Origin of the sequence: Streptomyces sp. NPDC089424 (assembly GCF_044749345.1) — a bacterium.
Lineage (GTDB): Bacteria > Actinomycetota > Actinomycetes > Streptomycetales > Streptomycetaceae > Streptomyces.
Window position 1 is genome coordinate 90,249 of sequence record NZ_JBIVHU010000010.1, and the last position, 26,705, is coordinate 116,953.

Below are 26,705 nucleotides of genomic sequence, written 5' to 3' on the forward strand. Positions count from 1 at the left end.
CGGGTGTGTCACCTGCGCTGGCCGGCTCGGCCTCGTCGGAAGAGCAGCGCACCGCCCAGGATCATCGCGGCGCCGACGCCCGAGGCGGCGAGTACGGCCTCGGACCCGGTCTCGGGCAGTGACGGCGGCGGCTTCTCGTCGTCCGGCGGCGGCGGACCGGTGGGGGTCGGCGGCTGGCTCGGGGTCGGCGAGGGCGGCGGTGTGTAGGTCGGGGGCGGAGTGGGGGTCGGGGTGGGGCTCGACGGGGGCGTCGTCGACGGAGGCGGAGGCGTCGTCGGGGTGTCGCCGTAGCCGCCCTCGTCGCCGTAGCCGCTTCCGTAGCCGGCGTCGTCGCCGTATCCGGTCGCCGCGCCGTAGCCGGTGTCGTCCCCGTAGCCGCTCTGGGACTCGGCACCGTACGCGCCGAGCAGGTCGTCCACGAGGGTCGCCGGCATGTCCGCGGACGTCTCCTCCGCGGGCGCTCCCACGGCGGTCTCCGCAGGCGACGCGGCGGGCGTCTCCGGGGCGCTCTCGGAGGTCGAGCCGGTGCCCTGTCCGACGGCGACCTCCATGTCCGTGGCGGTGACGCTGCTGTCGGCGGTGGTGCCGCCGACGACGGCGCCGTCCTCGGCCACACCGCTCACGGCCGCGCCGTCCTCGGTCGCACTGCCGTCAGCCGTGCTGCCCTCGGTCGCGCTGTCCTCGGCCGAGTTGTCCTCGGTCGCGCTGTCCGTGGCGGTGCTGTCCGTGGCCGTGCTGTCCGTGGCCGTGCTGTCCGTGGCCGTGCTGTCCACGGGCGTGCTCTGCGCGGCGGCACTGTCCTCGGGCGCGCCGTACTCGGCCGCGTCGTCCTGCGCGGTGTCCGCCTCGGCCGGGGCGTCCTGGGCCATGGCCATGTCGGCGTAGACCTCGTCGCGCACGTTCTCGTAGAACGCCTCGTGGTCGAACTCCTCGGCGGCGCTCGGGGCCGCCGCCGGTACCTCGGCGGGGGCCGCGACGCTGCTGCCGGGGGCCGCGCCGGGCGAACCCTTGGCCGCCCCGCCCGCCGTCGTGTCGGCGAGGGCGGCACCGCCGCACAGGGACAGCATGCTCGTCGCGGCGGCAGCCGCGACCATTCCCTTGCTCAGGGTCTGTCGCAATCTCGTTGTCTTCCTGCTCGCAGAAGTGGGGAAGGCCGGCCTTGGCGAAGGATGAAGTCGTCCAAGGCCGGCCGTGGCGCAGCCGAGCGGCTGGTGCGTTACAGCGTCAGTCGTTCTTGCACTGGTTGGCGAACGCCGGGTTCAGCAGCCCGATCACGTTGATGGTGTTGCCGCAGACGTTGACCGGAACGTGCACGGGAATCTGGACCACGTTGCCGGACACGACACCCGGGGAACCGACAGCGGCAGCCTCGGCGCCCGAGTCGGCAAAGGCCGGCGTGGCCATCCCGAGAGCCATGATCGCGCCCGCGACGACAGCAGCGCTCTTCTTCATGAACTTTCCCTTCTCTGCGGTCATGCCTTTTGGACGGCCGAGACCGAGCGAGCACAGCTGTACGGCTCGCACCATGACCTGCAGCCTGCAAACGAGAAATTGACAGACAGAGAAACCGTGGAACGTATAACACCGAGGAATTCACTCGATTGCTCGGTAAATAACTTCTTCCACACGCGCCGCCGGGCGGCCCGCAGGGACTCAGCGGACCGCCCGGGCTGCGCGAGTGGGAACTCAGCCGCCGTTCGCCGAAAGGACCGAGAGGTCCTCCAGGATGTGGCTGAGAGCGGCGTCACGCTTGGTGTTCGTGGAGTTGTCCGCGCACTGCTGCTGCGTGTGGTCGGACAGGACCGGGATGTCCTGGGCCACGACACCGATGGCGGCGGCGACGCCGACGGGGACGTCCTGCACAGCCAGGCACGGCTTGTTCAGCGACCCGTCGACCAGCGAGAGCTGAGGGCTCATGTCGCCCTTGGTCGCCGAGTTGCCGAACGACGACGACGCGCCGTTGCCGTTGGCCACGGACGGCCCGGAGTCGTCCCCGACGGCAAGCGCCTGGGGGGCAGCCGCCACCGACATACCGATGACGGAAGCGGCAGCCGCCGCGGCGACCATTGCCTTCTTGAGCACTTCGCGTTCCTTTCCTCGTAGCGACGCATGTCCTACGGCCTCATCAACCCGGGCTCGGATGATTGGTTGCGGATGTTCACCCGGTTGGCCCGGCCTCCCGTCCAAACGCCTGATAATCACGGGTGCCGACGAACACACAAAGGGCTGGGGCATCGGCCGGGAGAGTGATGCGGAGAAACCGCGAAGTGCCCGTGCAGTTGACCAGAACGCTCCGGTGGACGGGGTTTCCTCAGAAAGGACTGGCCAGTGATCAAGAAGGTTGTTGCCACCGCTGCGATCGCCGCTTCCGTCATGGGTGCCTCGGCCGCCGCGGCCCCGGGTGCCATGGCTGTCGGCGACGACAGCGGCCCGACCGCCGCGAACGGCAACGGCGCGCTGCAGAGCTTCGGCAACTCGTCCACGTACGGGAACATGAGCCCGCAGATGGCGCTGATCCAGGGCTCCTTCAACAAGCCCTGCATCGCCGTGAACGACCTGCCCGTCGGTGCGGGTGCGCTGGTCGGCATTCCGATCAAGGACATCCCGATCCTGTCGGACCACACGCAGCAGCAGTGCGCCGAGAACTCCACCAACGCCAAGCGTGACGGTGCGCTGGCGCACCTGCTGGAGGACGTGTCGGTCCTGTCGGCCAACGGCGAGTGACCTAGTCACGAGGGCGGGCCGCCGAGCATCTCGGCGGCCCGCCCTTTTGCGTGCCGGGGCCCGTGCGGCGGAGGCCCCGGGGGTCAGCCGCCGGCCGCGTAGAGTTCCTCGATCTCCTTGGCGTACGCCGTCGTCACCGCGTGCCGCCGTACCTTCAGGGACGGGGTCAGCATGCCGTTGTCCTCGGTGAAGTCGCCCTCGACGAGGGCGAAGGCCCGGATCGACTCGGCGCGGGAGACGGCCTCGTTCGCGTGGTCGACGGCCTTCTGGACGGCGGCGCGCAGGCGGGGGTCCTGGCGGACGGCGGACAGGGGGGTGTCCGGGGGCAGCCCGTGGACTGCCAGCCAGTGGGCGACGGCGTCGGGATCGAGGGTGATCAGGGCACCGACGTAGGGGCGGTTGTCGCCGACGACCAGGCACTGGCCGATCGGTGAGCGGCTGCGCAGCCGGTCCTCCAGGATCGACGGGGAGACGTTCTTGCCGCCGGAGGTGACGAGGATGTCCTTCTTGCGGCCGGTGATGGTGAGGTAGCCGTCCTCGTCGAGGGCGCCGAGGTCGCCGGTGGCGAACCAGCCGCCGGTCAGGACCGCGCCGGTGGCCTCCGGGTCGTTCCAGTAGCCCGCGAAGACGATGCCGCCGCTGATCAGCACCTCGCCGTCGGCTGCGATCCGTACGCCGGTGCCGGGGACGGGTGTGCCGACCGTGCCGGGGCGGGGTGCCAGGGGCGGGACGACGGTGGCCGCGGCGGTGGTCTCGGTCAGGCCGTAGCCCTCGTAGACGACGATGCCGGCCGCGTGGAAGAACAGGTTGAGGTCCCGCTCCAGCGGGGAGCCGCCGCTGATGGCGTAGCGCAGCCGGCCCCCGAGTTCCTTGCGGACCCGGCGGTAGACCAGCAGGTCGTACAGCGCCCAGGCGGCGTACAGGCCGGGGCCGGGGCCCTTGCCGGTGCCGAGGAACTTCCTCAGGTACGCCTGCGCGAAGCGGACGGCGATCCGGTCGGCCCGGTCGAAGGAGGCACCGCGGCCGATCTTCTCGGCGGTGGCGCGGCCGGTGTCGTGGATCTTCTCGAACAGGTAGGGGACGCCGACCAGGAAGGTGGGCCGGAACTCCCGCAGCATCGGGCGGAGTTCGTCGGGTTTCACGCTCGGGCAGTGGCCGATCTCGATCCGCGCCAGCAGGCACGCGATCTGGAGGGTCCGGCCGAGGATGTGGGCGAGCGGGAGGAACAGGAGCGTCGAGGCGGTCCGGCGGGTGACCGCCTCGAAGACCGGGTGCAGCAACTCGACGGTGTTCGCGGCCTCCGCGTGCAGGTTGGCGTGGGTCAGGACGCAGCCCTTGGGCCGGCCGGTGGTGCCGGAGGTGTAGCAGATCGTCGCGACCGTGCCGGGGGTCAGGGCGGTACGGCGCTTGGTGACCTCCTCGTCGGGGAGGTTCTCGCCGAGGAGGACCAGGTCGGTGAGGGCGTCGGCGTCGATCTGCCAGATGCGGGGCGCGGGGGTGTGGCCGGCCGTCGCGGCGGTGACGGTCGCCGCGTTCTCGGCGGTCTCGGCGAAGACGTACCGGGCGCCTGAGTCGCGCACGATCCACTCCACCTGCTGCGCGGACGAGGTGGGGTAGAGGGGGACGGTCCGGCCGCCGGCCGCCCAGACGGCGAAGTCCAGGACCGTCCACTCGTAGCGGGTGCGGGACATGACCGCGACCCGGCCGCCGGGTTCGAGGCCCGCGGCGATCAGGCCCTTGGCGACGGCGGTGACCTCCTGGGCGAGGGCGGCGGCGGTCACCGGCGCCCAGGTGCCGTCGGCCGTCCGGCGCCGCAGCACCACCGCGCCGGGCGCCTCGGCCGCGTTGGTGTAGGGGATGTCGGCGATGCTGCCGGCGGTGGGGCGCTGCGCCAGCGGCGGGACGTGCGCCTCCCGTACGGTGCCGGTCTCGTCCCTGATCAGCTCGACCTCGGCGCGGGCCGACAGGTCGGTGCGCCGCTTGGCCCGCTTCAGATCCTTGCGTACGCCCATGGCGGCTCCCGCGTTGCCGGTGCACGGTGGTGACGCAAGGTCAACTTACCCGGAAGTAAGGAAAGGTCAATGGGTCGCGCGTGAACCCGCCGCCGGACACCGGGCGTCAGTAGGTGATGCCCCGGGCCTGGTCGATGGCGGTCGCCAGCTGCCGCACCTCCCGGTCCTCGGTGCGCCGCGCCAGGTCGTCGGCGTGCTCGGCCAGTTCGCGCATCCCCGGCGCGCCGGGCAGCGGGCTGTGGCGGGAGTCCTCACGGCGCAGGGCGTCGGCGAAGTACGCGGCCACCGCCGTGACCTGGAAGCGGGCGGACGCGCCGCGCACCGAGTCGCTGAGCGTCACCGCCTCCAGCCGGCCCGACTCCTCGTGCGGGGCGCGGGTGGCGGGGTCGAGCCAGCGGACGGTGGCCGTGGCGAGGTGGCCGTCGGCGCCGGGCCTGACGCGGACCGCGTACAGGGCGGTGACCGTGTGGCCGGGGCCGACCTCGCCGCCGTCGACGCGGTCGTCGCGGAAGTCCTCGTCGGCGACCTCCCGGTTCTCGTAGCCGATCAGACGGAATTGGGAGACCGTCTGAGGGTCGAAGGCGACCTGCGCCTTGGCGTCGCGGGCGGTGAGGTCGACGTGGCGCGGGAGTTCCTCGCAGAACACCTCGCGGGCCTCCTCGGCGGTCGAGACGTACGTCGTGTGGCCGTCGCCCCGGTCGGCGAGGCGTTCCATCAGCTCGTCGCCGTACTCGCTGCCGACGCCCACGCCGAAGAGGGTGATGCCGTGCTCGCGGCGGGCACCGTCGATGCGCTCCAGGATCGTGTCGGCGTCGGTGTCGCCGGTGTTGGCGAGGGCGTCGGAGACGAGGACGACCCGGTTGGTGGCGCCCTCGCGCAGGCCCTCGACGGCCGTGGCGTACCCGGTCTCCACACCGGCGCCGAGGTTGGTGGACTGCTGGACCTCCAGGGCGGAGACCGCGTCGCGGATCCGGCCGCGGTTGCCGCCGAGCCGGGTCATCGGCAGCACCGTCTCGGCTTCGTCGCTGAAGGTGACCAGCGCGACCGAGTCGTCGTCGCGGAGCCGGTCGGTCATGACGCCGAGGGACTCCTTGGCGAGGTCCAGCCGGCCGGGCTCGGACATCGAGCCGGAGACGTCGAGGACGAAGGTGAGGGCGGCGGGCGGACGCGCGCCCTCGTGCCGGGCCGGCCGGGTGGCGAGGCCGACGCGGACCAGGGACCAGTCCGCCGCGGCGGTGCGGGCGCCGTCGACCGTCACCGAGAAGCCGTTGCCGTCGGGGCGCTCGTAGTCCTGGCGGAAGCTGTTGACGAACTCCTCCGGACGGATCGTGGACGGGTGCGGCCGGCCGCCCTCGGCGAGGGTGCGGCGGGCGTAGCCGTAGGAGGCGGTGTCGACGTCGAGGGCGAAGGTGGAGAGGTAGTCGGGTTCCGGCGCGAACTCGCGGTCCGTGCCGTCCTCGCGGTGCTCCCCGCTCACCTCGCCGGAGTCCGGCGCGGGCGGGGCCGGGGCCGGGAACCCGTCGGCCTCCTGCGCCCGGTCGGCCCGGCTGTCGTGTCCGGCGTCCCCCGCTCCGCAGCCGGTCAGAAGCAGACCGCCCGCCGTGGTGAGCGCGAGCAGCGCCCCGCTGAGCCGCCGTGTCCGATAGCGCTTCATCTCGCGTGCCCCCTGTGTCCGTTGACCAGCCCGTCGAACCTCGACGTCAGTGACTGTGACGGCACGGGGGGCCGGAACGTGCGCGACGGAGCGTTGCGCTTGCGTCTCGAAGGGGCTACGGAGCGGGCCCGCCGAGACCGGTGGGTGATCTTCCGGAGACCTACGAGACGACGTCCTTGCGAGCGAAACCCCGGAAGGCCAGCGCGAACAGCACGAGTGCGTAGGTAACGGAGATCGCGGTGCCCTGGATCATGCCGGACCACTGCGGCTCGGGCTGTACGGCGTCCGCCCAGGCGAACTGCCAGTGCGCGGGCAGGAAGTGGCGCCAGTCGCCGAGGGCGGTGACCGCGTCCAGGACGTTGCCGACGATGGTCAGGCCGACCGCGCCGCCGACCGCGCCGAGCGGCGCGTCCGTCCGGGTGGACAGCCAGAACGCCAGTCCGGCGGTGACCAGTTGGGACACGAACAGATACGCCACGACGACCACGAGCCGCTGCGCCGCCGTGCCCGCGTCGAGCGCTCCGCCGGTGGGTATCCGCAGCGGACCCCACCCGTAGGCGGCGACGCCGACGGCCAGCGCGACGACCGGCAGCATGACCATGGCGGCCAGGCTCAGGCCGAGGCCGACGACGAGCTTGGACCACAGCAGCCGGGCGCGTGGCACGGGTGCGGCGAGCAGATAGCGCAGCGAGGACCAGCCGGCCTCCGAGGCGACGGTGTCGCCGCAGAACAGGGCGACCGGGATGACCAGCAGGAAGCCCGCCGACACGAACAGGTTCACCGCGGCGAAGTTGGCCGCCGACGCGGTGGCCGTGTCCATCAGGGTGATCCGGTCGCCGCCGCCGTCCGGCTCGCCGCCGATCGCGAAGGCGACGACCAGGACGAAGGGCAGGACGGCGAGGACGGCGAACATGACCATCGTGCGGCGCCGCTTGAGCTGGCGGACCAGCTCCACCCGCAGGGGCAGGGTGCGGCCCGCCCGGTAGCCGGACGCGGTCTCCGCGGCGTCGGTGCGGTCGGCGAGGGTGCTGCCGCTCATGCGGAACCTCCGATCAGGGTGAGGAACGCGTCCTCCAGGCGGCGGTGCGGGCCGACCGAGGCGACCGGCACCTCCAGCCGTACCAGTTCGGCGACCAGCCGCGAGGCGCTGCCGCCGGCGTCCAGCCGGACCAGCAGTCCGTCGCCGGTGACGACGGCCGAGGCGACGCCCGGCAGGGCGGCGATCTTCTCGGCGACCGGCTCCTCCACGGGGGTGCCCGTGCCGACGAGGAGGGTGTCCCCGGAGCCGACGATCTCGCCCACCGGGCCCGCCTGCACGAGCCGGCCCCGGTCCATCACGACGAGATGCGTGCAGGACTGCTCGACCTCCGACAGGAGATGGCTGGAGACGATCACCGTGCGGCCGGCGGCCGCGTACCGGATCATCACCTCGCGCATCTCGCGGATCTGCGGCGGGTCGAGGCCGTTGGTCGGTTCGTCGAGGATGAGCAGGTCCGGCAGGCCCAGCATGGCCTGGGCGATGGCGAGGCGCTGGCGCATGCCCTGGGAGTAGGTGCGCACCGTGCGGGCCAGCGCGTCGCCGAGGCCGGCGATCTCCAGCGCCTCGTCGAGGTGGGCGTCCTCGGCGGGTCGGCCGGTGGCCCGCCAGTACAGCTCCAGGTTCTCCCGGCCGGACAGGTGCGGCAGGAAGCCCGCGCCCTCCACGAAGGCGCCGACCCGGGACAGCACGGGTGCGCCGGGGCGGATGGCGTGCCCGAAGACGCGGATCTCGCCGCCGTCCGGCCTGATCAGTCCCATCAGCATGCGCAGGGTGGTGGTCTTGCCCGCGCCGTTCGGGCCGAGCAGGCCGAGCACCTGGCCCTTCTCCACACGGAAGGAGAGGTCCTTGACCGCGTACCGGTCCGACGACCGGGCGTACCGCTTGCTCAGGTCGGTGATCAGCAGCGGTACGTCGGACAGCGCGGGGTCGGGCGGCGGCGTGGCGGTGCGGCGGCGGGCGGAGAGCAGCAGCGCCAGGGCGACCGCGGCGCCGGTCAGCGGCAGCCACCACACCCAGGCGGGCAGCGGCGTGGCGGCCGCCGTCACCTCGGGGGCCGTCGGCACCGACAGGCCGCCCCTGAGGGAGACGGTGTAGGTCGCCGGCGCCGCCGGGGAGGCGTACGCCAGGTCGGTCGAGGCGAGGACCAGGCGCAGCCGGTGGCCCTTGCCGACCTCGTGGTCGACGGCGGGGAGGGTGAGCGTCACGTCCTTGCCGGCCTTGGCGCCCGTGACCCGCACGGGCGTGACCAGCTGGGAGGGCAGCACCTGCTGTCGGCCGTCGGGGCCGACGTCGTAGACCTTGGCGAAGAGGACGGCGTCCGCGCTGCTGGACCTCACATGGACGGTTGCCGTCGGGGATCCCGTGACGCGCAGGTCCTCGGTCAGCGGCGCCGACTCGAACCGCGCGTGCTGGCCCGGGAAGTCGAGCGAGATGCCGACGCCGAGCGCGGAGAGCTGCGCGAGGCCGCCGCCGGCACCGAGGCCGGGCAGGGCGGAGACGGCGGGCGGTCCGGCGCCGGGCGGGTTGTCGAAGGTCTGCTCGCGTCCGGTGAGGGCCACCGCGCGCCGTCCGCTCCCCAGGCCGGGGTAGGTGTCCGCGCTCGCGCCCCGCAGCAGGGCCTGGCCGTCGGTGGAGTCGACGCCTCCGGTGCGGGTGACGCGGAAGGCGGGGCCGGTGGCGGCGCCTTCGTCGCCCTTGAGGTACCGGTCGAACCAGGCCGTGACGCGCTGCTGGACGCGGTCGGTCTCGAGGTCGCCGCCGTCGTGGCCGCCGGCGATCCAGTCGACGTCGACGGGGGCGCCGTTGGCCCGGACGGCCTGGGCGGCCGCGTCGGCCTGGCCGAGCGGGAACAGGGAGTCCGACTGGCCCTGGATCAGCAGGGTCGGTACGTCGATGCGGTCGCCGACGGCCGACGGCGAGCGTTCCTCCAGCAGTGCGCGTGCCGCGGCGTCGGGGGTGCCGGACTCGGCGACCCGCTCGTACATCGCGCACAGCCGGGGCTCGAACTTCGCGCAGCCGCCACCGGAGTTGACGAAGACACCGGCCCACAGCTTCTTGAAGACGCCGTTCGGGAAGAGGGCGTCGGCCAGGTTCCAGTAGGTGATCGCGGGGGCGACGGCGTCGACGCGGTCGTCGTGGCCCGCGGTCAGCAGTGCGATCGCGCCGCCGTAGGAGCCGCCCGCCATGCCGACGCGGGGGTCGCCGGCCTTGTCCAGCGCGACCTGCGGCTGCCCGGCCAGCCAGTCGAGAAGCTTCGAGACGTCGGCGACCTCGCCCTGGGGGTCGTTCAGCCCGATCCGGCCGGTGGAAGCGCCGAAGCCGCGTGCCGACCAGGTCAGCACGGCGTAGCCGTCGCGGGCCAGGTCCTCCGCCTGCTGCCGTACGTCGTCCTTGCTGCCGCCGAAGCCGTGGCCCAGCAGCACCGCGGGGCGGCGGCCGGTGGCATCGGTGGTGAACCAGGAGGTGTCGACGCGCACCCCGCCGGCCCCGGGCAGCACCCGGTCGGTGCGGCGTACGGCGGGCGCGTCGTCGTCGGCGACGGCCGTCCACGTACCGGCACCGGCGAGCACGACGACGGCGGCCGCGGCGGCCACCAGCCGCCGTGGCCGCCGCAGCAGCCCGCGCAGTCCGGGCGAGCGAAGATCCATGCGTCAACGGTACGGGGCGAACCTGTCGCCCACTGACCGCTCACGGTCTGAACCCGGTGCCCTCCCAGGGGAGTACGGGGCCCGTGCCGCGTACCGCGCTCGCGGTACGCGGCGGCGCGCGTCAGTGGTTGCGCGGGAAGCCCAGGTCCACGCCCGCGGGACCGTCCGCCGGGTCGGGCCAGCGGGTGGTGACGACCTTGCCGCGGGTGTAGAAGTGCGTGCCGTCGTTGCCGTAGATGTGGTGGTCCCCGAAGAGGGAGTCCTTCCAGCCGCCGAAGGAGTGGTAGCCGACGGGGACCGGGATCGGGACGTTCACGCCGACCATGCCGGCCTCGACCTCCAGCTGGAAGCGGCGGGCGGCGCCGCCGTCCCGGGTGAAGATCGCGGTGCCGTTGCCGAACGGGGAGGCGTTGATCAGCGCCAGGCCGTCCTCGTAGGTCTCCGCGCGCAGCACGCACAGCACCGGGCCGAAGATCTCGTCCTGGTAGGCCTTCGCCGAGGTCGGCACCTTGTCGAGCAGGGAGATGCCGATCCAGTGGCCGTCCTCGAAGCCGTCGACGGTGTAGCCGGTGCCGTCCAGCACGACCTCGCAGCCCTCGGCGGCGGCGCCCTCCACGTAGGAGGCCACCTTGTCGCGGTGGACCTTGGTGATCAGCGGGCCCATCTCGGAGGTCGCGTCGTTGCCGGGACCGATCTTGATCTTCTCGGCGCGCTCGCGGATCTTCTCCACCAGCTCGTCGCCGATCGAACCGACCGCGACGACGGCCGAGATCGCCATGCAGCGCTCGCCCGCCGAGCCGTACGCAGCCGAGACCGCCGCGTCGGCGGCCGCGTCCAGGTCGGCGTCCGGCAGGACCAGCATGTGGTTCTTGGCGCCGCCGAGGGCCTGGACGCGCTTGCCGTTCGCGGAGGCCGTGGTGTGGATGTAGCGGGCGATCGGGGTGGAGCCGACGAAGGACACCGCCTTGACGTCGGGGTGCTCCAGCAGACGGTCGACGGCGACCTTGTCGCCGTGCACGACGTTGAAGACGCCGTCCGGCAGGCCCGCCTCGGTCAGCAGCTCGGCCAGCCGGACGGAGGCCGACGGGTCCTTCTCGGAGGGCTTCAGCACGAAGGTGTTGCCGCACGCGATGGCGAGCGGGAACATCCACATCGGCACCATCGCCGGGAAGTTGAACGGCGTGATGCCCGCGACGACACCGAGCGGCTGGCGCAGCGAGGCCACGTCGACGCGGCTGGCCACCTGGGTCGACAGCTCACCCTTCAGCTGCACGTTGATCCCGCAGGCCAGGTCCACGATCTCCAGGCCGCGCGCCACCTCACCGAGGGCGTCGGAGTGCACCTTGCCGTGCTCGGCGGTGATCAGCTCGGCGATCTCGTCGCGGTGCTCGTCCAGCAGGGCACGGAAGCGGAAGAGGATCGTGGTGCGCTGGGCCAGCGAGGACTGGCCCCAGGTCAGGAACGCCTCCTTCGCGGTCGCGACCGCCGCGTCCACCTCGTCGACCGAGGCGAACGCGACCTTGGTGGTGACCGCGCCGGTGGCCGGGTCCGTGACCGGACCGAACGTGCCCGACGCGCCGTCGGCGGACTTGCCGCCGATCCAGTGGTTGACGATCTTCGTCATGACCGGTTACTCCTTCACAGATGGCGGCGTCGGGTCGAGACGTGCCGTTCGTACAGCTCACGTGCCTTGACCGCGGACGATCGGGTCGCGGTCTCGGCCACAGGTACATCCCACCAGGCCTGCGCCTCGGGCGCGCCCGACACTGTGTCTGCCGTTTCGGTCTCGACGTAGACACATGTGGGAGTGTCCGCGGCCCGCGCCTCGGCGAGCGCCGCGCGCAGGTCCTCCACGGTCCGGGCGCGCAGCACCCGCATGCCGAGGCTCTCGGCGTTGGCGGCCAGGTCCACCGGGAGCGGGGCGCCCGAGTACCTGCCGTCGCCCTCGCGGTAGCGGTAGGCGGTCCCGAAGCGCTCGGCGCCGGTCGCCTCGGAGAGGCCTCCGATGGACGCGTACCCGTGGTTCTGCACCAGCAGCACCTTGATCGCGATGCCCTCCTGCACGGCGGTCACGATCTCCGTCGGCATCATGAGGTAGGTGCCGTCGCCGACCAGGGCCCACACCGGCCGGCCCGGCGCCGCCAGCTTTACGCCGATCGCGGCCGGGATCTCGTAGCCCATGCAGGAGTAGCCGTACTCCAGGTGGTACTGGTCGGCTGACCGGGCCCGCCACAGTTTGTGCAGGTCGCCCGGCATCGAACCGGCCGCGTTGATGATCACGTCCGTCTCGTCCACCAGGGCGTCCAGCGCGCCCAGCACCTGTGTCTGGGTCGGCCGCGCGGTGGGTTCGGCGGCCTCGTAGGCGGCGTCGACGCGCCGCTCCCAGCCCGCCTTGTCCTCGGTGTACCGGCTGACGTACGCCTCCGGGACCCGGTGGGCGTGCAGCGCGAGTGCCTCGGTCAGCTGGGCCAGGCCGCTGCGCGCGTCCGCGATCAGAGGCGATCCGGCGAGCTTGTGGCCGTCGTAGGCGGCGATGTTGAGGTTCAGGAACCGGACGTCGGGGTCGGCGAAGAGCGTTCCGGACGCGGTGGTGAAGTCGGTGTAGCGGGTGCCGACGCCGATCACCAGGTCGGCCGTGCGGGCCAGTTCGTCGGCGGTGGCGGTGCCGGTGTGGCCGATGCCGCCGACGTCCTGGGGATGGTCGTAGGGCAGGGAGCCCTTGCCGGCCTGGGTGGAGGCGACCGGGATGCCGGTGGCCTCGGCGAACTCGGCCAGCGCGCTCTCGGCGCGGCTGTGGTGCACTCCGCCGCCGGCGATCAGCAGCGGCCGCCGGGCGGCCCGGATCGTGCGCACGGCCTCGGCGAGCTCGGTCGGGTCCGCGCCCGGCCGGCGCACCACCCAGACGCGCTCGGCGAAGAACTCCTCGGGCCAGTCGTACGCCTCCGCCTGCACGTCCTGCGGGAGGGCGAGCGTGACCGCGCCCGTCTCGACCGGGTCGGTGAGCACGCGCACGGCCTGGAGCGCCGCCGGGATCAGCGCTTCGGGGCGGGTGACGCGGTCGAAGTACCTCGACACCGGGCGCAGGCTGTCGTTGACGGACACGTCGCCGGCGTAGGGCACTTCGAGCTGCTGGAGGACCGGGTCGGCGGGGCGGGTGGCGAAGGTGTCGCCCGGCAGCAGCAGCACCGGCAGGTGGTTGACGGTGGCGAGGGCGGCGCCGGTGACCAGGTTGGTGGCGCCGGGGCCGATGGAGGTGGTCACGGCGTGGGTGGACAGGCGGTTCGCCTGGCGGGCGTAGCCGACCGCCGCGTGCACCATGGCCTGCTCGTTGCGGCCCTGGAGGTAGGGCATGTCGTCCGCGTACTCGACCAGCGCCTGGCCGATCCCGGCGACGTTGCCGTGCCCGAAGATGCCCCAGGTGGCGCCGATGAGCCGCTGCCGTGCGCCGTCCCGCTCGGTGTACTGGACGGAGAGGAAGCGTACGAGCGCCTGTGCGACCGTGAGCCTGATGGTCATCGGTAACCCCCTGTGCTGTCGACGTGGTCCGGGTGGAAGCAGATCCGCCACTCCCGGGTTCCGCCCGGCCCCGCCATGACGTTGAGGTAGTACATGTCGTGGCCCGGCTGGGCGATGGAGGGCCCGTGCCAGCCGTCGGGGACGAGGACCGCGTCGCCGGTGCGGACCTCGGCGAGCACGTCGGCGCCGCCCTCGCGGGAGGGGAACACCCGCTGGTAGCCGAGGCCGTTCGGGCCGTCGATCTCGAAGTAGTAGATCTCCTCCAGCTCGGACTCCTCGCCCGGCCGGTGCTCGTCGTGCTTGTGCGGCGGGTACGAGGACCAGTTGCCACCGGGGGTGATCACCTCGACGGCGATGAGCTTGTCGCACGTGAAGGCGTCCGCGGAGGCGAAGTTGCGCACCCGCCGGGCGCAGTTGCCGCTGCCGCGCTCCTCGACGGGGACCTCCGGCGCGGGGCCGTAGCGAGCGGGGAGTCGTCGCTCGCACTTCGCTCCTGCCAGGGCGAAGCGGCCTCCCGCGCCGGAGGTGATCTGGGCCTGGGCGTCACGGGGGACGTACGCGAAGTCCGAGACTCCGGCGAAGACGCTCTCCCGGCCCAGCAGGTCGAACACCGCGTCGCCCACGCGCACGGTGCAACCGCCTTGCAGGGGCAGCACGATCCACTCGCTGTCCCCGGTGGTGAAGGTGTGCGTGCCGCCCGCCTCCAGCTCGACGATCCGCAGGCTGCTGTGGGTCCAGCCGGCCAGCTTCGGGTCGATGTCGAGCGCGTAGTACGCGTCGGCGGTGGCGCCCTTCGGGACGTACAACTCGTTGCTCATGCGGCCCTCACAGCAGTCCTACGGCGGTGTCCACGGCGGCGGCCACATCGCCGTCCACCGGGTAGAGCAGCGAACGGCCGACCACCAGTCCCCGCACGGTGGGGAGCTGGAGGGCGCCGCGCCACTTCTCGTACGCGCCGTCCTGGTCGTCACCGACGTCGCCGCCGAGCAGCACGGCGGGCAGCGTCGAGGTCGCCATGACCCGGGCCATGTCGTCGGGGTTCTCGGTGACCGGGACCTTCAGCCAGGTGTAGGCCGAACTGCCGCCGAGCCCCGAGGCGATGGCGATGGACCGGGCGACGGCGTCGGCGGACAGGTCGTTGCGCAGCTTGCCGCCGGTGTCGCGGCGGCTGATGAACGGCTCGACGAAGACCGGCAGCCGGCGCGCCGCCATGTCGTCGATGGCGCGGGCGGTGGACTCCAGGGTGGTCAGGGAGCCCGGGTCGTCGTAGTCGATGCGCAGCAGCAGCTTGCCGGCGTCGAACCCGAGGCGCTGGATGTCCTCGGGGCGGTGGCCGGTGAAGCGGTCGTCGAGCTCGAAGCGGGCGCCCTGGAGGCCGCCGCGGTTCATCGAGCCCATGACGACCTTGCCGTCCAGGGCGCCGAGCAGCAGCAGGTCGTCGAGGATGTCGGCGGTGGCGAGGACCCCGTCGACGCCGGGGCGGCCGAGCGCAAGGCAGAGGCGTTCGAGCAGGTCGCCGCGGTGCGCCATGGCCATCTTGCGGTCGCCGACACCGAGCGCGCCGCGGGCCGGATGGTCGGCGGCGACGATCATGAGGCGGCCGTCGGCCTCGATCAGCGGGCGGCGGACCCGGCGGGCGGCGGCCTCGGCGATCGCCTCGGGGTGGTGGGTGCGGGTGCGCACGAGGTGCGCGATGTCGACGGTCACTTGGAGGCTCCCGTCCGGTCGGCGGGGGCCGGGGTGGCGGCGCGCACGGCGCCCGCGCTGAGGGCCGCGGCCACCTCGGCCTGGGTCGGCATCGCGGAGGAGCACTCCAGGCGGGAGGCGACGATGGCGCCCGCGGCGTTGGCGTGCCGCATGGTCTTCTCCAGGTCCCAGCCGGCCAGCAGGCCGTGGCAGAGCGAGCCGCCGAAGGCGTCGCCGGCACCGAGGCCGTTGAGGACGTCCACCGGCAGCGGCGGGACCTCGACCGACTCACCCGCGCTGCTGACGGCTAGGACGCCCTTGGGGCCCTGCTTGACGACGGCCACGGAGACCCCGGCGTCGAGCAGTGCCGCGGCCGCCGCGTGCGGTTCGCGGACGCCGGTGGCGATCTCCACCTCGTCGAGATTGCCGACGGCGACGGTGGTGTGCTTCAGGGCCTCGGTGTAGAAGGGGCGGGCCGCGTCCGGGTCCCGCCAGAACATGGGACGCCAGTCGAGGTCGAAGACCGTGGTGCCGGATCTGTCGCGATGGGCGAGGGCCGCGAGCGTCGCCGTCCGGCTGGGCTCCTCGCTCAGGCCGGTGCCGGTCATCCAGAAGATGCGCGCCGCGTGGACGGCGTCGAGGTCGAGCTCGTGGGCGTCGATCTCCAGGTCCGGGGCCTTGGGCTGCCGGTAGAAGTACAGCGGGAAGTCGTCCGGCGGGAAGACCTCGCAGAAGGTGACGGGGGTCGGCAGTCCGGGCACCGGGGTGACCCAGCGGTCGTCGACGCCGAAGTCCCGCAGCGCCTCGTGCAGATAGGTGCCGAACGGGTCGTCGCCGGTCCGGGTGATCACCGCGGTACGCCGGCCCAGGCGGGCGGCGGCCACGGCGACGTTGGTCGCGGATCCGCCGAGGAACTTCCCGAAGGACGTCACCTGGGGGAGCGGGACGCCGGTCTGCAGCGGGTAGAGGTCCACGCCGATCCGCCCCATGGTGATCAGGTCGTACGCCATCGAGATCCCTTCGCGTTCCCGTCACGCCTCCGTCGGCGGCTCTCTCCCGGTTTCTAGTCTCCGCGCGGGAGGCCTGTCAATAGTTTGTCCAGACATTCGGACGAGGGGCCTGCGCCGGGTGGCGCCGGGCTCGGCGGCGCCCTCATGTCAACGCGCCCCGCCCGGCACCCCAGCGTGCTCCTTTGCTTCACCTCTGTCACAAACGCCACTCCCTTGTCACACATGTCCGGTGTACGCGGGCCGCATGTCACACCCGTCCCACAGCCGCTGTCCAGCCGTCACTCTCCGTCGTTGGGCGGGCACAGGCTTGGTGATTGATCGCCAGCGCAGCGCCCGGCTCCCCCGGACGGCCGGTCCACGGCCGCCGCCGCGGCACGCGCAGGGAGGTGCACTCATGACCGACCGAAGGCTCTGGTCGTACAAAGAGATCGCGGCCCACATCAAGGTGCAGCCGGACACCGTGCGGTCCTACCGCAAGCACGGGCTGCTGCCCCCGCCCGACCACGTGGAGGGCGGCAAGCCCTACTGGTACGCCGACACCGTCCGCGCCTGGGTCGCCTCCCGGCCCGGCAACCGCGGGCGGCGGACGGAGTGACCGGCCGCCGCCCGTGAGCCGTCCGCCCGGCGAGATATCCGTGGTGCCCCACGTCCGCGTGGGGCACAGTCATGCGCATGAGCTTCTCCGACAAGCCCGTGCTCCGCGGCGAGAGAGCCGTGCTGCGGCCGTTCACGGCGGCCGACGCGGACGCGATGTGGGAGATCCTGAGCGATCCCGAGGTCATCCGCTTCACCTTCGACCCGACCACCGAGGTCACCCGGGAGGGGGTGCGGTCCTGGTACGGCTCCCGGTCCGTGCAGCCCGACCGGCTCGATCTCGCCGTGACCGACCGTGACACCGGCGAGGTCGTCGGCGAGGTCGTGCTGAACGAGTGGGATCCCCACACCCGCAGCTGCAACTTCCGCACCCTCGTCGGCCCGCGCGGTCGCGGCCGGGGCCTCGGCACGGAGGCCACCCGGCTCGTCGTCGGCCACGGCTTCGAACGGCTCGGGCTGCACCGCGTCCACCTGGAGGCGCACGGCGACAACGACCGCGCCCTGCGCGTCTACCGGAAGGTGGGCTTCGTGGTCGAGGGTGTGCGGCGGGAGTCGGCCCTGCGGGACGGGAAGTGGGTCGACGAGGTGCTGATGGCGGTCCTCGACCGGGAGTGGGCGGTCCACCGGGGGTACGCCGACGCGGCGGCGGCGTAGGGGTGCGGGGAGGCGGGGTCAGCGCCAGGGTTCGATGACCGTCACCCCCGCGCCCGGTGTGCTGCCCAGCGCCGCGAGGGCCGGCGGGGCAGCGGCCAGGGGGATGGTCGCGGTCACGAGGAGGTCGGGGCGCAGGGTGCCCGCCCGAACCGCCGCCAGCATCGGGGGGTAGCTGTGGGCCGCCATGCCGTGGCTGCCGAGCAACTCCAGCTCCAGGGCCACCGCGCGGGCCATGGGGACCGGTGTGGTGCCCGTGGGCGAGGGGAGCAGGCCGACCTGGATGTGCCGGCCCCGGCGACGCAGGCCGCCCACGGAGGCGGCGCAGGTGGCGGGGGATCCGAGCGCGTCGAGGGAGAGGTGGGCGCCGCCCGCTGTGAGGTCGTGGATCGCGCTCGCCGTGTCCGGCGTGCGGGACGCGTCCACGCACTCCGTCGCGCCGAACGTCCGGGCCAGCTCCAGTGCCCGTGCCGAGATGTCGACCGCGACCACCCTCGCTCCCGAGGCCGCCGCGATCATCACGGCCGACAGGCCCACTCCCCCGCAGCCGTGCACCGCGACCCACTCGCCCGGCGCGACCCGGCCCTGCTGCACGACCGCGCGGAACGCCGTCGCGAACCGGCAGCCCAGGGAGGCCGCCGTCGCGAAACTCAGGCCCTCGGGGACGGCGACGAGGTTTCCGTCGGCGTGGTCCAGCGCCACGTACTGGGCGAACGAGCCCCAGTGCGTGAAGCCGGGTTGCGTCTGCCGCTCGCACACCTGCTGGTCGCCGGCGGCGCAGGACGGGCAGGTGCCGCAGGCGCAGGCGAACGGAACGGTGACCCGGTCGCCGGGCCGCCAGCGGGTGACCCGTGCGCCGGCCTCCGCCACGACACCGGCGAGTTCATGGCCGGGCACGTGGGGCAGCGTGATGTCGGGGTCGTGGCCCTGCCAGCCGTGCCAGTCGCTGCGGCACAGGCCGGTGGCCTCCACCCGCACCACGACCCCGTGCTCCGCGGGTCGCGGATCGGCCACCTCCCGCACCTCGGCGGGTTCCCCGAACCGCTCGAACACCACAGCCCGCATCCGACACCCTCGCCTTCGTCCCCACGACCCGGATCCAGCACCCGGGCACACCGGAGCCCCGACCGACCAGACCTTGACCGTGCGCCGCGCCTTGCCTCCGGCAGACTCCAGACCTTGGCCGTACGCCACCTTCCGCCTCAGGCATACCCCAGGACTTGCCGCACGCCGCCTTCCGCCTCGGGCATACCCCAGGACTTGCCGCACGCCGCCTTCCGCCTCGGGCATACCCCAGGACTTGCCGCACGCCGCCTTCCGCCTCAGGCATACCCCAGGACTTGGCCGTACACCGCGTCGAAGCCTCGGGCAGGCTGACGCTTTGGCCGTACGCCGTTGCCGTGTCCTTCGCCCCGACATAACCCGGCCTGACCTGGGCCTTACGTCGCGTCCTGGCCCAGGTCTTGGCCGTGGCGCCGCGTCCGAGCCCCGCCAACAGGCCAGGCCCCCAACCCCAAGGTCCGCGACCCGACGCCCTGGCCGGAGGCCGTGTCCGAGTCCCGGGCACACTCGCGCCCCAGCCGCACTCCGCGTCCTTCCCCCTGCATCACCTGGCCCGCCGGACGCCACGTCCAAGGCCCGCGCGGCAGGCGCCAGGCCCCCACCTCGGGGCCGCGCGACCCGACGCTCCCCCACGCCTCGGGCGTAAGCCGCATCTCCGCCCCCGGGCACGCCCACGCCCAAGACGTACTCCGCCCCGCGCCCTGGCATGCCCGGCCCAGACGGATGCCGCGACCTGACCCCGGCATCACCCGGCCCGCCGGACGCCAGGTCCAAGGCCCGCGCGGCAGGCGCCAGGCCCCCACCCCGGGGCCGCGCGACCCGACGCTCCCCGCCTCGGGCCCCCCTCCGACCCGGCTAACTTCCGGTCGTCACCCTGTCGCGTGGGGGCTGGCTCTCCTTCTCCGTGGGGGTCGGGTTCGGTGTCGGGGGCTGTTCCGTCTCGGTGAGGCCGACGCGGGAGTGGAGTCGGCGCAGGGGTCCAGGTGCCCACCAGGTGGCGCGGCCCGTCAGTCGCATGACGGCCGGGACCAGCAGGCTGCGCACGACCATCGCGTCCATCACGACCGCGAGGGCGATCCCGAGCCCGAGCATCTTGGTGTTGGTGACGCGGGAGGTGCCGATCGCGACCATCACGACGGCCAGGATGACGGCCGCCGCGGTGATCAGCCCGCCGGTGCGCTGCAGGCCGAACCGCACGGCGCGCTCGTGGTCGCCGGTGTGGTCGTACTCCTCCTTGATGCGCGAGAGCAGGAACACCCCGTAGTCCATGGAGAGGCCGAAGGCCACGCAGAACATCAGGACGGGCAGCGTCGTCTCGATGGAGCCGGGGCTGGTGAAGCCGAGGAGGCCGGAGAGGTGGCCGTCCTGGAAGACCCAGACGACGGCCCCGAACATCGCGGTGAGGCTGAGGGCGTTGAGCAGCACGGCCTGGACGGGTATCAGCACGCTGCCGGTGAGGAGGAAGACCAGCAGCAGGGTCACGACGGCGATGCAGGCCAGCGCCCAGGGCAGACGTTCGCCGATGGCGCCCTTGGAGTCGACCAGGACCGCCGCCGTGCCGGTCACGCTCGTCTCGAAGGGGGCCTCGGTCGCGCGCAGTTCGTCCACCAGCCGCTGGGCCGGCTCGTCCACCGCCTCTCCCCTCGGCTGCACCGTGAAGTACGCCGCGTCCCCGTTCACCAGCGGTCCTTCCACCCGGAGCACCTCCGGCAGCCCCGCGATCCGCTGCTTGTAGGCCGCGTACTGCGCCTCGGTCGCCGCGCCCTCGGCCAGCACCTCCAGGCCGCCGCCGGGGCTGCCCGGGAAACCGTCCCTGAGGTGCTCCTGGACGACGTGGGACTCGGCGCCCGAGGGCAGCTGCCGGTCGTCCGCGGTGCCGAACTTCACGCCCAGGAAGGGCAGTCCCAGCAGGAGCAGCACCGCTGTGGTGCCGAGCGCGAAGTAGGGGGCGCGGCGCATCACCAGGGACGCCGTACGCCCCCAGGCGCCGCCGCCCTCGGGGGCCGGCGCGGGCCGCCGGCCCCGGCGCAGGACGCGGCGCAGGTCGAGCGCGTTCACCCGGTGGCCGAGCAGCACCAGCGCCGCCGGGAGCAGGATCAGCGCGGCCGCCGCGGCCAGCAGGACCACGGCGATGCCGGCGTAGGCGAAGGAGCGCAGGAAGTACTGCGGGAAGACCAGCATCGCCGCCAGGGAGACCGCGACCGTCAGCGCGGAGAAAAGGACCGTGCGCCCGGCCGTGCGCAGGGTGGTGCCGACGGCCGTCGACGGGTCGGCTCCCGCGGACAGTTCCTCGCGGAAGCGGCGCACGATGAACAGCGCGTAGTCGATGGCCAGGCCGAGACCGAGGGCCGTGGTGAGGTTCAGCGCGAAGACCGAGACGTCGGTGAACTCCGTGAGCCCGCGCAGCACGGCGTTGGTCCCCAGGATCGCCACGATGCCGATACCCAGCGGGAGCAGGGCGGCGACCGCGCTGCCGAAGACCGTCACCAGCAGCAGCAGCGTCACCGGCAGGGCGATCAGTTCGGCCCGGGTCAGGTCCTCCTGGATGATCGTCTGCATCTCGTGCTGCACCGCCACCCGGCCGCCGAGCCTGACCTCCAGCGGGCCGTGGGCGCCGCGCAGCGCGGGCGCGATGCGCTCCAGGGTCTCGCCTGCGGTCTTCTCGTCGCCGGTGATCCGGGCGGCGATCAGCGCCTCGTGCCCGTCCTCGGCGCGCAGGGCCGGCGACTTGGACCGCCAGTAGGAACCGACGCCCACCACGCCCTTCTCGCCGGCCAGGCGGGCGGTGAGGCGCCCGGCCGCCGCTGCCACCTCCGGATCGTCCACCGAGGCCCGGCCGGCGTCCACGAGGAGCAGCAGATTCGGCTGGGAGCCGGGGAACTCGCGCTCCAGGGCCTTCGTCGCGTACGTCGACTGCGCGTCCGGGTCCTCCCAGCCGCCGCTGCCCAGCCGGTCGGCGACACCGCTCCCGGCCAGCACCGCGAGCACGGTCAGCACGAGTGCTGCCAGCAGCGACAGGCGGGGCCGGGCGGTCACCAGGCGCGTCCAGCGCCCGGGGGGCCTACGGCGCGGTGCTGTGTTGACTTCGGTCATCGTGCGGTGTCCCCTTCACCATGACCCGTTCCGCCTGCCCGGACGTGCTCGGTCAGGGGCATGGGTCCGCCATGGCCATACACTCGAAAACACGAGAGATCGCTCGCGTTCCACCAGAATGCGAGCGGGCACTCGCGTTTGTCAATCGCGTTCGGAGAGCTGGGGATCACGCGTGCCCGAGAAGACCGAGAAGCCGACCCAGGAGCAGGCGGCGGACACCAGGCCGCGCCGGCGGCAGGCGCGCGGCGAGCGCCGCATCGCCCAGTTGCTGGAGGCCGCGGCCTCCGTCTTCTGCACCACCGGGTACACGGCGGCGAGCACCAACGCCATCGCCCGCGAGGCAGGCGTCTCGCCGGGCACGCTCTACCAGTTCTTCCCGAACAAGGAAGCGATCGCGATCGAGCTGGGCGACCGGCTGATGCACGAGATGCGGGAGACCTACGGCGAGGCGCTCGCGCCCGTCGAGCCCGCGACCCCCCTCACGCAGGCCATCGACTCCACCGTCGACCGGCTCATCGACTTCAACTGCCGCCACCCGGTCTTCTTCGCCCTGATGCACGGTCCGGACATCCCGGGCCGGATCGCCGAGGAGCACGACGCCCTGCACGCGGCCCTGCTGCTGCGCGTGGAGACCCTGCTCACCTCGCTGCTCAGCGACACGTCCCCGGCCGACGTCACCCGCACCGCGCATGTCTGCCTGGGCGTCTACAAGGCCGGCCTGGAGCTGGTGCTGGCCCACCAGGGCGCCGAGCGCGAGGCGTACGTCCAGGAGATCAAGAACCTGCTGACCCGCTACCTGGAGCCCCTGACCGGCGCTCACACCCCTTGAGCGCCGGGGCACTCCCGCCCGGCGGTGGGCCGCCCCCGCACACCCCCTCACTCCTCCCGGCCGGAATGCGGCACGCGCCGCACACGCATACGGTTCGGACAAATCGCTCCACCGGGAGCAGCAACACAGGAGCACGAGGGGACCGCCGTGACCCAGTTCCCGCCACCCGGCGCCCCCCGCGCCCGGATTCCGAGTCCGCAGCAGCCTCCGCCGTCCTACCCCCGCATCAGGCCCGGCCTGTGGCGGCGCTGCCTGTGGAGCGGGCTGGCACTCTGGGCGTCGACCGCGCTCGCCGTCCAGGTGAGCGGGAGCACCGCCCTGCTGCCGACCCTCGTCCTCCTGGGCAGCTTCCTGGTCCCCGTCACCTTCGTGCTGTGGGCCTGCGAGCGGCACGGTCGCGACCTGGGCGTCAACGTGATCCTCGGCTGCTTCCTCACCGGCGGGACCCTCGGGATCCTGGGCGCCGCCCTGACGAAGGACCTGCTGCTGTACCCGTCCCCGCGGATGTTCGCCGTTCTCGGCCTCGCCGAGGAGGCGATGAAGCTGGGGGCCCTGCTGTTCGTCCTGCGCCGGCAGACCCGGATCCGCGGACTGCGGGCCGGGCTCGTGCTGGGCGCGGCCGTCGGCCTCGGCTTCGCGGCCATGGAGGGCGTCGGGTACGCCTTCCACGCGGCCGCGGGCACCCCGGGCCTCGACCTCGGGGAGCTGCTGGAGACGGAGATCCTGCGCGGCGTGCCGGCGTCCGTCGGGCAGGGCCTGTGGACGGCGATCGCCGGTGGCGTCCTGCTCGCCTGCCGTCACCCGAACGGACGCTTCCGCCTCACCGGCACGGTCGCCGCGACCTACCTGGGCGTGGCACTGCTGCACACCCTCGCGGAGTCCACCCATGGCATCGCCGTCTGGCTGGTGGTCCGGCTGACCGGCGGCGAGCCCGGCCGGCGCCTGTTCACGGAGGGCTACATCGCGCACCCCACCGAGGCGCAGCAGCACCTCTTCGCGCTGCTCTCGGTGGGCGGGCTGATCGTCGTGGCGCTGCTCGGCCTCGCCTGGGCGAGCACACTGACCCGCCGCGACCCCTCCTGGAGAAGTACCCCCTAGGGGTATAGTCTTGAGTGTACCGGGGACCCTCTGGACCCCGTCCGTCCCATCTGCCTCGACGAGGAGTACGACATGACCGCGCAGACCGACACCCCCGGTTCCGTCACCGCCGTCTACAAGGTGAGCGGGATGAGCTGCGGGCACTGTGAAGGCGCCGTCTCCGGCGAGATCTCCCAGTTGCCCGGCGTCAGCTCGGTGAAGGCCGTCGCGGCCAGCGGCGAGGTCACGGTCGTCTCCGCCGCCGCACTGGACGAGGAGGCCGTCCGCGCGGCCGTCGACGAGGCCGGCTTCGAGCTGGTCGGCCGCGCCTGAGCACGCTCGCCCGCACCGGGCCGTACCGGCGAGCCGCCCCCCGGGGCCGGTCCCGTACGGTCCGGTACGTCGTCTGGAGTCGGAGTCGGAGTCGGAGTCGGACATGACCAGCACCACCACACGGACCTCCACGGAAACGCCCCCAGGGACCTCCATAGCCACGCCGGTCTCCGAGGTCGAACTGCTGATCGGCGGCATGACCTGCGCCTCCTGCGCGGCCCGCGTCGAGAAGAAGCTCAACCGGATGGACGGCGTCAGCGCCACGGTGAACTACGCCACGGAGAAGGCCCGGATCAGCTACCCGGCCGGAACCGAGGTCGCCGACCTGATAGCCACCGTCGTGAAGACCGGCTACACCGCCGCGGAACCCACCCCGCCACCACCGGATCCGGACGAGGCGCCGCGGGACCCCGAGCTCGCTCCCCTGCGCCGGCGCCTGATCGTCTCCGCGCTGCTCTCCGCCCCCGTCGTCCTCCTCGCCATGATCCCGGCCCTCCAGTTCGACAACTGGCAGTGGCTGTCCCTCACCCTCGCCGCGCCCGTCGTCGTCTGGGGCGCCCTGCCGTTCCACCAGGCCGCCTGGACCAACGCACGGCACGGCGCCGCCACCATGGACACCCTCGTCTCGGTGGGCACGCTGGCCGCGTTCGGCTGGTCCCTGTGGGCGCTGTTCTTCGGCCACGCGGGCATGCCCGGCATGCGCCACCCCTTCGAGTTCACCGTCTCGCGCGCGGACGGCGCCTCGGCGATCTACCTCGAGGTGGCCGCCGGAGTCACCGCCTTCATCCTCCTCGGCCGCTATCTGGAGGCCCGCTCCAAGCGCAGGGCGGGCGCCGCGCTACGGGCCCTGCTGGAGCTCGGCGCGAAGGACGTGGCGGTGCTGCGCGACGGGCGCGAGGTGCGCGTGCCGGTGGCCGAACTGGCCGTCGGCGACCGGTTCGTCGTACGCCCCGGGGAGAAGATCGCCACCGACGGCGTCGTCGTCGAGGGCGCCTCCGCGGTCGACGTCGCGATGCTGACCGGCGAGTCGGTGCCGGTGGACGTGACGACCGGGGACACGGTGGCGGGCGCGACCGTCAACGCCGGCGGCAGGCTGGTCGTCGAGGCGACCCGGGTCGGCGCCGAGACACAGCTCGCGCGGATGGCCCGGCTGGTCGAGGAGGCCCAGAACGGCAAGGCGCAGGTGCAGCGGCTCGCGGACCAGGTCGCGGGGTTCTTCGTCCCCGTCGTGCTGCTGCTGGCGACCGCCACCTTCGGCGTGTGGCTCGGCGCGACCGACGACAGCGTCGGCGCCTTCACCGCGGCCGTCGCCGTCCTGATCATCGCCTGCCCGTGCGCCCTGGGCCTGGCCACCCCGACCGCCCTGATGGTCGGCACGGGCCGCGGCGCGCAGCTGGGCATCCTGATCAAGGGCCCCGAGGTCCTGGAGTCCACGCGCCGGGTGGACACCGTGGTCCTGGACAAGACCGGCACGGTGACGACCGGCCGGATGACCCTCCAGGAGGTGTACGTCGCCGAAGGCGCCGACGAGCGGGAGGTGCTGCGCCTCGCGGGCGCCCTCGAACACGCCTCCGAGCACCCGGTCGCGCGCGCGGTGGCCGCCGGTGCCGCGGCGCGGGTCGGGGAGCTGCCGCCGGCCGAGCGGTTCGAGAACGTGCCCGGACGGGGCGTACGCGGCCAGGTGGAGGGCGTCGAGGTGTCCGTGGGGCGCCTGTTCGACGACCTGCCGCAGGAACTGGCGCGCGCCCGCGACAAGGCCGAGAGCAGCGGCCGTACGGCCGTCGTGGTCGGCTGGGGCGGGGTCGCGCGCGGGGTGCTCGCGGTCGCGGACTCCGTGAAGGAGACCAGTGCGCAGGCCGTGCGTGAGCTGCGCGAGCTCGGGCTCACCCCGGTGCTGCTGACCGGTGACAACCGGCGGGTCGCCGAGACGGTGGCCGAGAGCGTCGGGATCGACCAGGTGATCGCCGAGGTGCTGCCCGAGGACAAGGTCGAGGTCGTACGGCGGTTGCAGGCCGAGGGGCGGACGGTCGCCATGGTGGGCGACGGCGTCAACGACGCGGCCGCGCTCGCCACCGCCGACCTGGGGCTGGCGATGGGCACGGGCACCGACGCGGCGATCGAGGCGGGCGACCTGACCCTCGTCCGGGGCGACCTGCGGGCGGCGGCGGACGCGATCCGGCTGTCCCGCCGCACCCTCGCCACCATCAAGGGGAACCTCGTCTGGGCCTTCGGCTACAACCTGGCCGCGCTGCCGCTGGCCGCGGCGGGTCTGCTGAACCCGATGATCGCGGGGGCCGCGATGGCCCTGTCGTCCGTGTTCGTCGTGACGAACAGTTTGCGGCTGCGGGCGTTCCGCTGAGCCGGGAGTTCCACGGAAACGCAGGATCCCCCTTCAGTACGGCGCGAGCCTCACATAAGCTCTTCACAAGGCTCGCGCATCATCCTTACGCTTGGGCCCGGTTCTTCGTATCGGGGCCCTTGCGTATCTAACGGGACATATGCAAGAGACGCAGATCACAGTGGTGTGAACGTAACCATCGAAGGGGTTCGAAGGTCTAAGTTGGCGATGTCAGTGGGCGTCTTGGGGGGCGTCACCTGGCATCTGGGGATGTCTTGGGGGACTTCCTCAGAGATGCGTTGCCGGGACACGTACACCGGGGAGCTTTGAGCGGCCCTCCCAGCGTGCGCTGTCCCGGCAGATCGCAGCAGCAAGGCGCACCACGGCGGTACGCACGACGCAGACGGCACGACGCAGTACGGCAAGACGCAGCAACAGC

21 protein-coding genes are annotated in these 26,705 nt (G+C 72.9%); 7 read left to right on the forward strand and 14 right to left on the reverse strand.

All coding sequences use genetic code 11. The annotated features are described in order from the left end of the window. Positions 1-8 precede the first annotated feature (8 nt). From ACIP2X_RS33260 to ACIP2X_RS33270, 3 genes are all read right to left on the reverse strand, one after another. Entirely contained in the window at positions 9-1,118 is a 1,110-nt protein-coding gene (locus ACIP2X_RS33260; protein ID WP_401680489.1) for an LPXTG cell wall anchor domain-containing protein, read from the reverse strand. 106 nt (positions 1,119-1,224) lie between these two features. Continuing rightward, positions 1,225-1,452, reverse strand: a complete 228-nt coding sequence (gene chpD / locus ACIP2X_RS33265; protein ID WP_401681234.1) for a chaplin ChpD — start codon at positions 1,450-1,452, stop codon at positions 1,225-1,227. A 234-nt stretch (positions 1,453-1,686) separates the two neighbouring features. Continuing rightward, positions 1,687-2,082: a rodlin gene (locus ACIP2X_RS33270; protein WP_401680492.1), complete on the reverse strand. Its 396-nt coding sequence runs from the start codon at positions 2,080-2,082 to the stop codon at positions 1,687-1,689. A gap of 246 nt (positions 2,083-2,328) precedes the next feature. On the opposite strand from ACIP2X_RS33270, the gene ACIP2X_RS33275 reads away from it, so the two are divergent. Further along, positions 2,329-2,724, forward strand: coding sequence for a rodlin (locus ACIP2X_RS33275; RefSeq protein ID WP_365460249.1), 396 nt, complete (start codon positions 2,329-2,331; stop codon positions 2,722-2,724). Positions 2,725-2,807: 83 nt separating this feature from the next. On the opposite strand, the gene ACIP2X_RS33280 is transcribed toward ACIP2X_RS33275, so the two are convergent. The 9 genes from ACIP2X_RS33280 to iolC form a co-directional block, all read right to left on the reverse strand. Further along, a complete protein-coding gene (locus ACIP2X_RS33280; RefSeq protein WP_401680496.1) occupies positions 2,808-4,736 on the reverse strand; it encodes an AMP-dependent synthetase/ligase in 1,929 nt (642 codons plus the stop codon). 106 nt (positions 4,737-4,842) lie between these two features. Beyond that, positions 4,843-6,390, reverse strand: a complete 1,548-nt coding sequence (locus ACIP2X_RS33285; protein ID WP_401680499.1) for a von Willebrand factor type A domain-containing protein — start codon at positions 6,388-6,390, stop codon at positions 4,843-4,845. 160 nt (positions 6,391-6,550) lie between these two features. Next, a complete protein-coding gene (locus tag ACIP2X_RS33290; RefSeq protein ID WP_401680502.1) occupies positions 6,551-7,429 on the reverse strand; it encodes an ABC transporter permease in 879 nt (292 codons plus the stop codon). Further along, positions 7,426-10,077 carry an alpha/beta fold hydrolase gene (locus ACIP2X_RS33295; protein ID WP_401680505.1) on the reverse strand — a complete coding sequence of 884 codons (2,652 nt, stop codon included), beginning with the start codon at positions 10,075-10,077 and terminating at the stop codon, positions 7,426-7,428. The genes ACIP2X_RS33290 and ACIP2X_RS33295 overlap by 4 nt, the downstream gene beginning before the upstream one ends. A gap of 121 nt (positions 10,078-10,198) precedes the next feature. Then, complete coding sequence (mmsA, locus tag ACIP2X_RS33300; protein ID WP_401680508.1) at positions 10,199-11,701, reverse strand: CoA-acylating methylmalonate-semialdehyde dehydrogenase; 1,503 nt, start codon at positions 11,699-11,701, stop codon at positions 10,199-10,201. A gap of 14 nt (positions 11,702-11,715) precedes the next feature. After that, complete coding sequence (gene iolD / locus ACIP2X_RS33305) at positions 11,716-13,593, reverse strand: 3D-(3,5/4)-trihydroxycyclohexane-1,2-dione acylhydrolase (decyclizing) (RefSeq protein ID WP_401680511.1); 1,878 nt, start codon at positions 13,591-13,593, stop codon at positions 11,716-11,718. Continuing rightward, positions 13,590-14,411 (reverse strand): 5-deoxy-glucuronate isomerase, encoded by an 822-nt coding sequence (gene iolB / locus ACIP2X_RS33310; RefSeq protein WP_401680514.1) that lies wholly within the window; start codon positions 14,409-14,411, stop codon positions 13,590-13,592. Before iolB ends, iolD begins: the two co-directional genes overlap by 4 nt. Before the next feature lie 7 nt (positions 14,412-14,418). Then, positions 14,419-15,300, reverse strand: a complete 882-nt coding sequence (locus ACIP2X_RS33315) for a deoxyribose-phosphate aldolase (RefSeq protein WP_401680517.1) — start codon at positions 15,298-15,300, stop codon at positions 14,419-14,421. Beyond that, positions 15,297-16,289 (reverse strand): 5-dehydro-2-deoxygluconokinase, encoded by a 993-nt coding sequence (gene iolC, locus ACIP2X_RS33320; protein WP_401680520.1) that lies wholly within the window; start codon positions 16,287-16,289, stop codon positions 15,297-15,299. The genes ACIP2X_RS33315 and iolC overlap by 4 nt, the downstream gene beginning before the upstream one ends. Positions 16,290-16,683: 394 nt before the next feature. Here iolC and ACIP2X_RS33325 point away from each other — a divergent pair, with 394 nt between their 5' ends. After that, positions 16,684-16,884, forward strand: a complete 201-nt coding sequence (locus ACIP2X_RS33325; protein WP_393104968.1) for a helix-turn-helix transcriptional regulator — start codon at positions 16,684-16,686, stop codon at positions 16,882-16,884. A gap of 77 nt (positions 16,885-16,961) precedes the next feature. Beyond that, on the forward strand, positions 16,962-17,537 hold the full coding sequence (locus ACIP2X_RS33330; RefSeq protein ID WP_401680523.1) for a GNAT family N-acetyltransferase: 576 nt from the start codon (positions 16,962-16,964) through the stop codon (positions 17,535-17,537). Positions 17,538-17,555: 18 nt separating this feature from the next. Here the strand turns inward: ACIP2X_RS33330 and ACIP2X_RS33335 are convergent, their stop codons facing one another. Both ACIP2X_RS33335 and ACIP2X_RS33340 read right to left on the reverse strand, forming a co-directional pair. Next, complete coding sequence (locus ACIP2X_RS33335; protein WP_401680526.1) at positions 17,556-18,599, reverse strand: zinc-dependent alcohol dehydrogenase family protein; 1,044 nt, start codon at positions 18,597-18,599, stop codon at positions 17,556-17,558. Positions 18,600-19,451: 852 nt separating this feature from the next. Beyond that, entirely contained in the window at positions 19,452-21,689 is a 2,238-nt protein-coding gene (locus ACIP2X_RS33340) for an MMPL family transporter (RefSeq protein WP_401680529.1), read from the reverse strand. Positions 21,690-21,861: 172 nt separating this feature from the next. Between ACIP2X_RS33340 and ACIP2X_RS33345 the strand changes: the two genes are divergently transcribed. The 4 genes from ACIP2X_RS33345 (at position 21,862) to ACIP2X_RS33360 (ending at position 26,287) form a co-directional block, all read left to right on the forward strand. Beyond that, positions 21,862-22,518 carry a TetR family transcriptional regulator gene (locus tag ACIP2X_RS33345; RefSeq protein ID WP_401680532.1) on the forward strand — a complete coding sequence of 219 codons (657 nt, stop codon included), beginning with the start codon at positions 21,862-21,864 and terminating at the stop codon, positions 22,516-22,518. 147 nt (positions 22,519-22,665) lie between these two features. Beyond that, positions 22,666-23,616 carry a PrsW family glutamic-type intramembrane protease gene (locus ACIP2X_RS33350; protein WP_401680535.1) on the forward strand — a complete coding sequence of 317 codons (951 nt, stop codon included), beginning with the start codon at positions 22,666-22,668 and terminating at the stop codon, positions 23,614-23,616. A 72-nt stretch (positions 23,617-23,688) separates the two neighbouring features. Then, positions 23,689-23,928, forward strand: coding sequence for a heavy-metal-associated domain-containing protein (locus tag ACIP2X_RS33355; protein ID WP_365454154.1), 240 nt, complete (start codon positions 23,689-23,691; stop codon positions 23,926-23,928). 103 nt (positions 23,929-24,031) lie between these two features. Further along, positions 24,032-26,287 carry a heavy metal translocating P-type ATPase gene (locus ACIP2X_RS33360; protein ID WP_401680538.1) on the forward strand — a complete coding sequence of 752 codons (2,256 nt, stop codon included), beginning with the start codon at positions 24,032-24,034 and terminating at the stop codon, positions 26,285-26,287. The last annotated feature ends 418 nt before the right edge of the window (positions 26,288-26,705 follow it).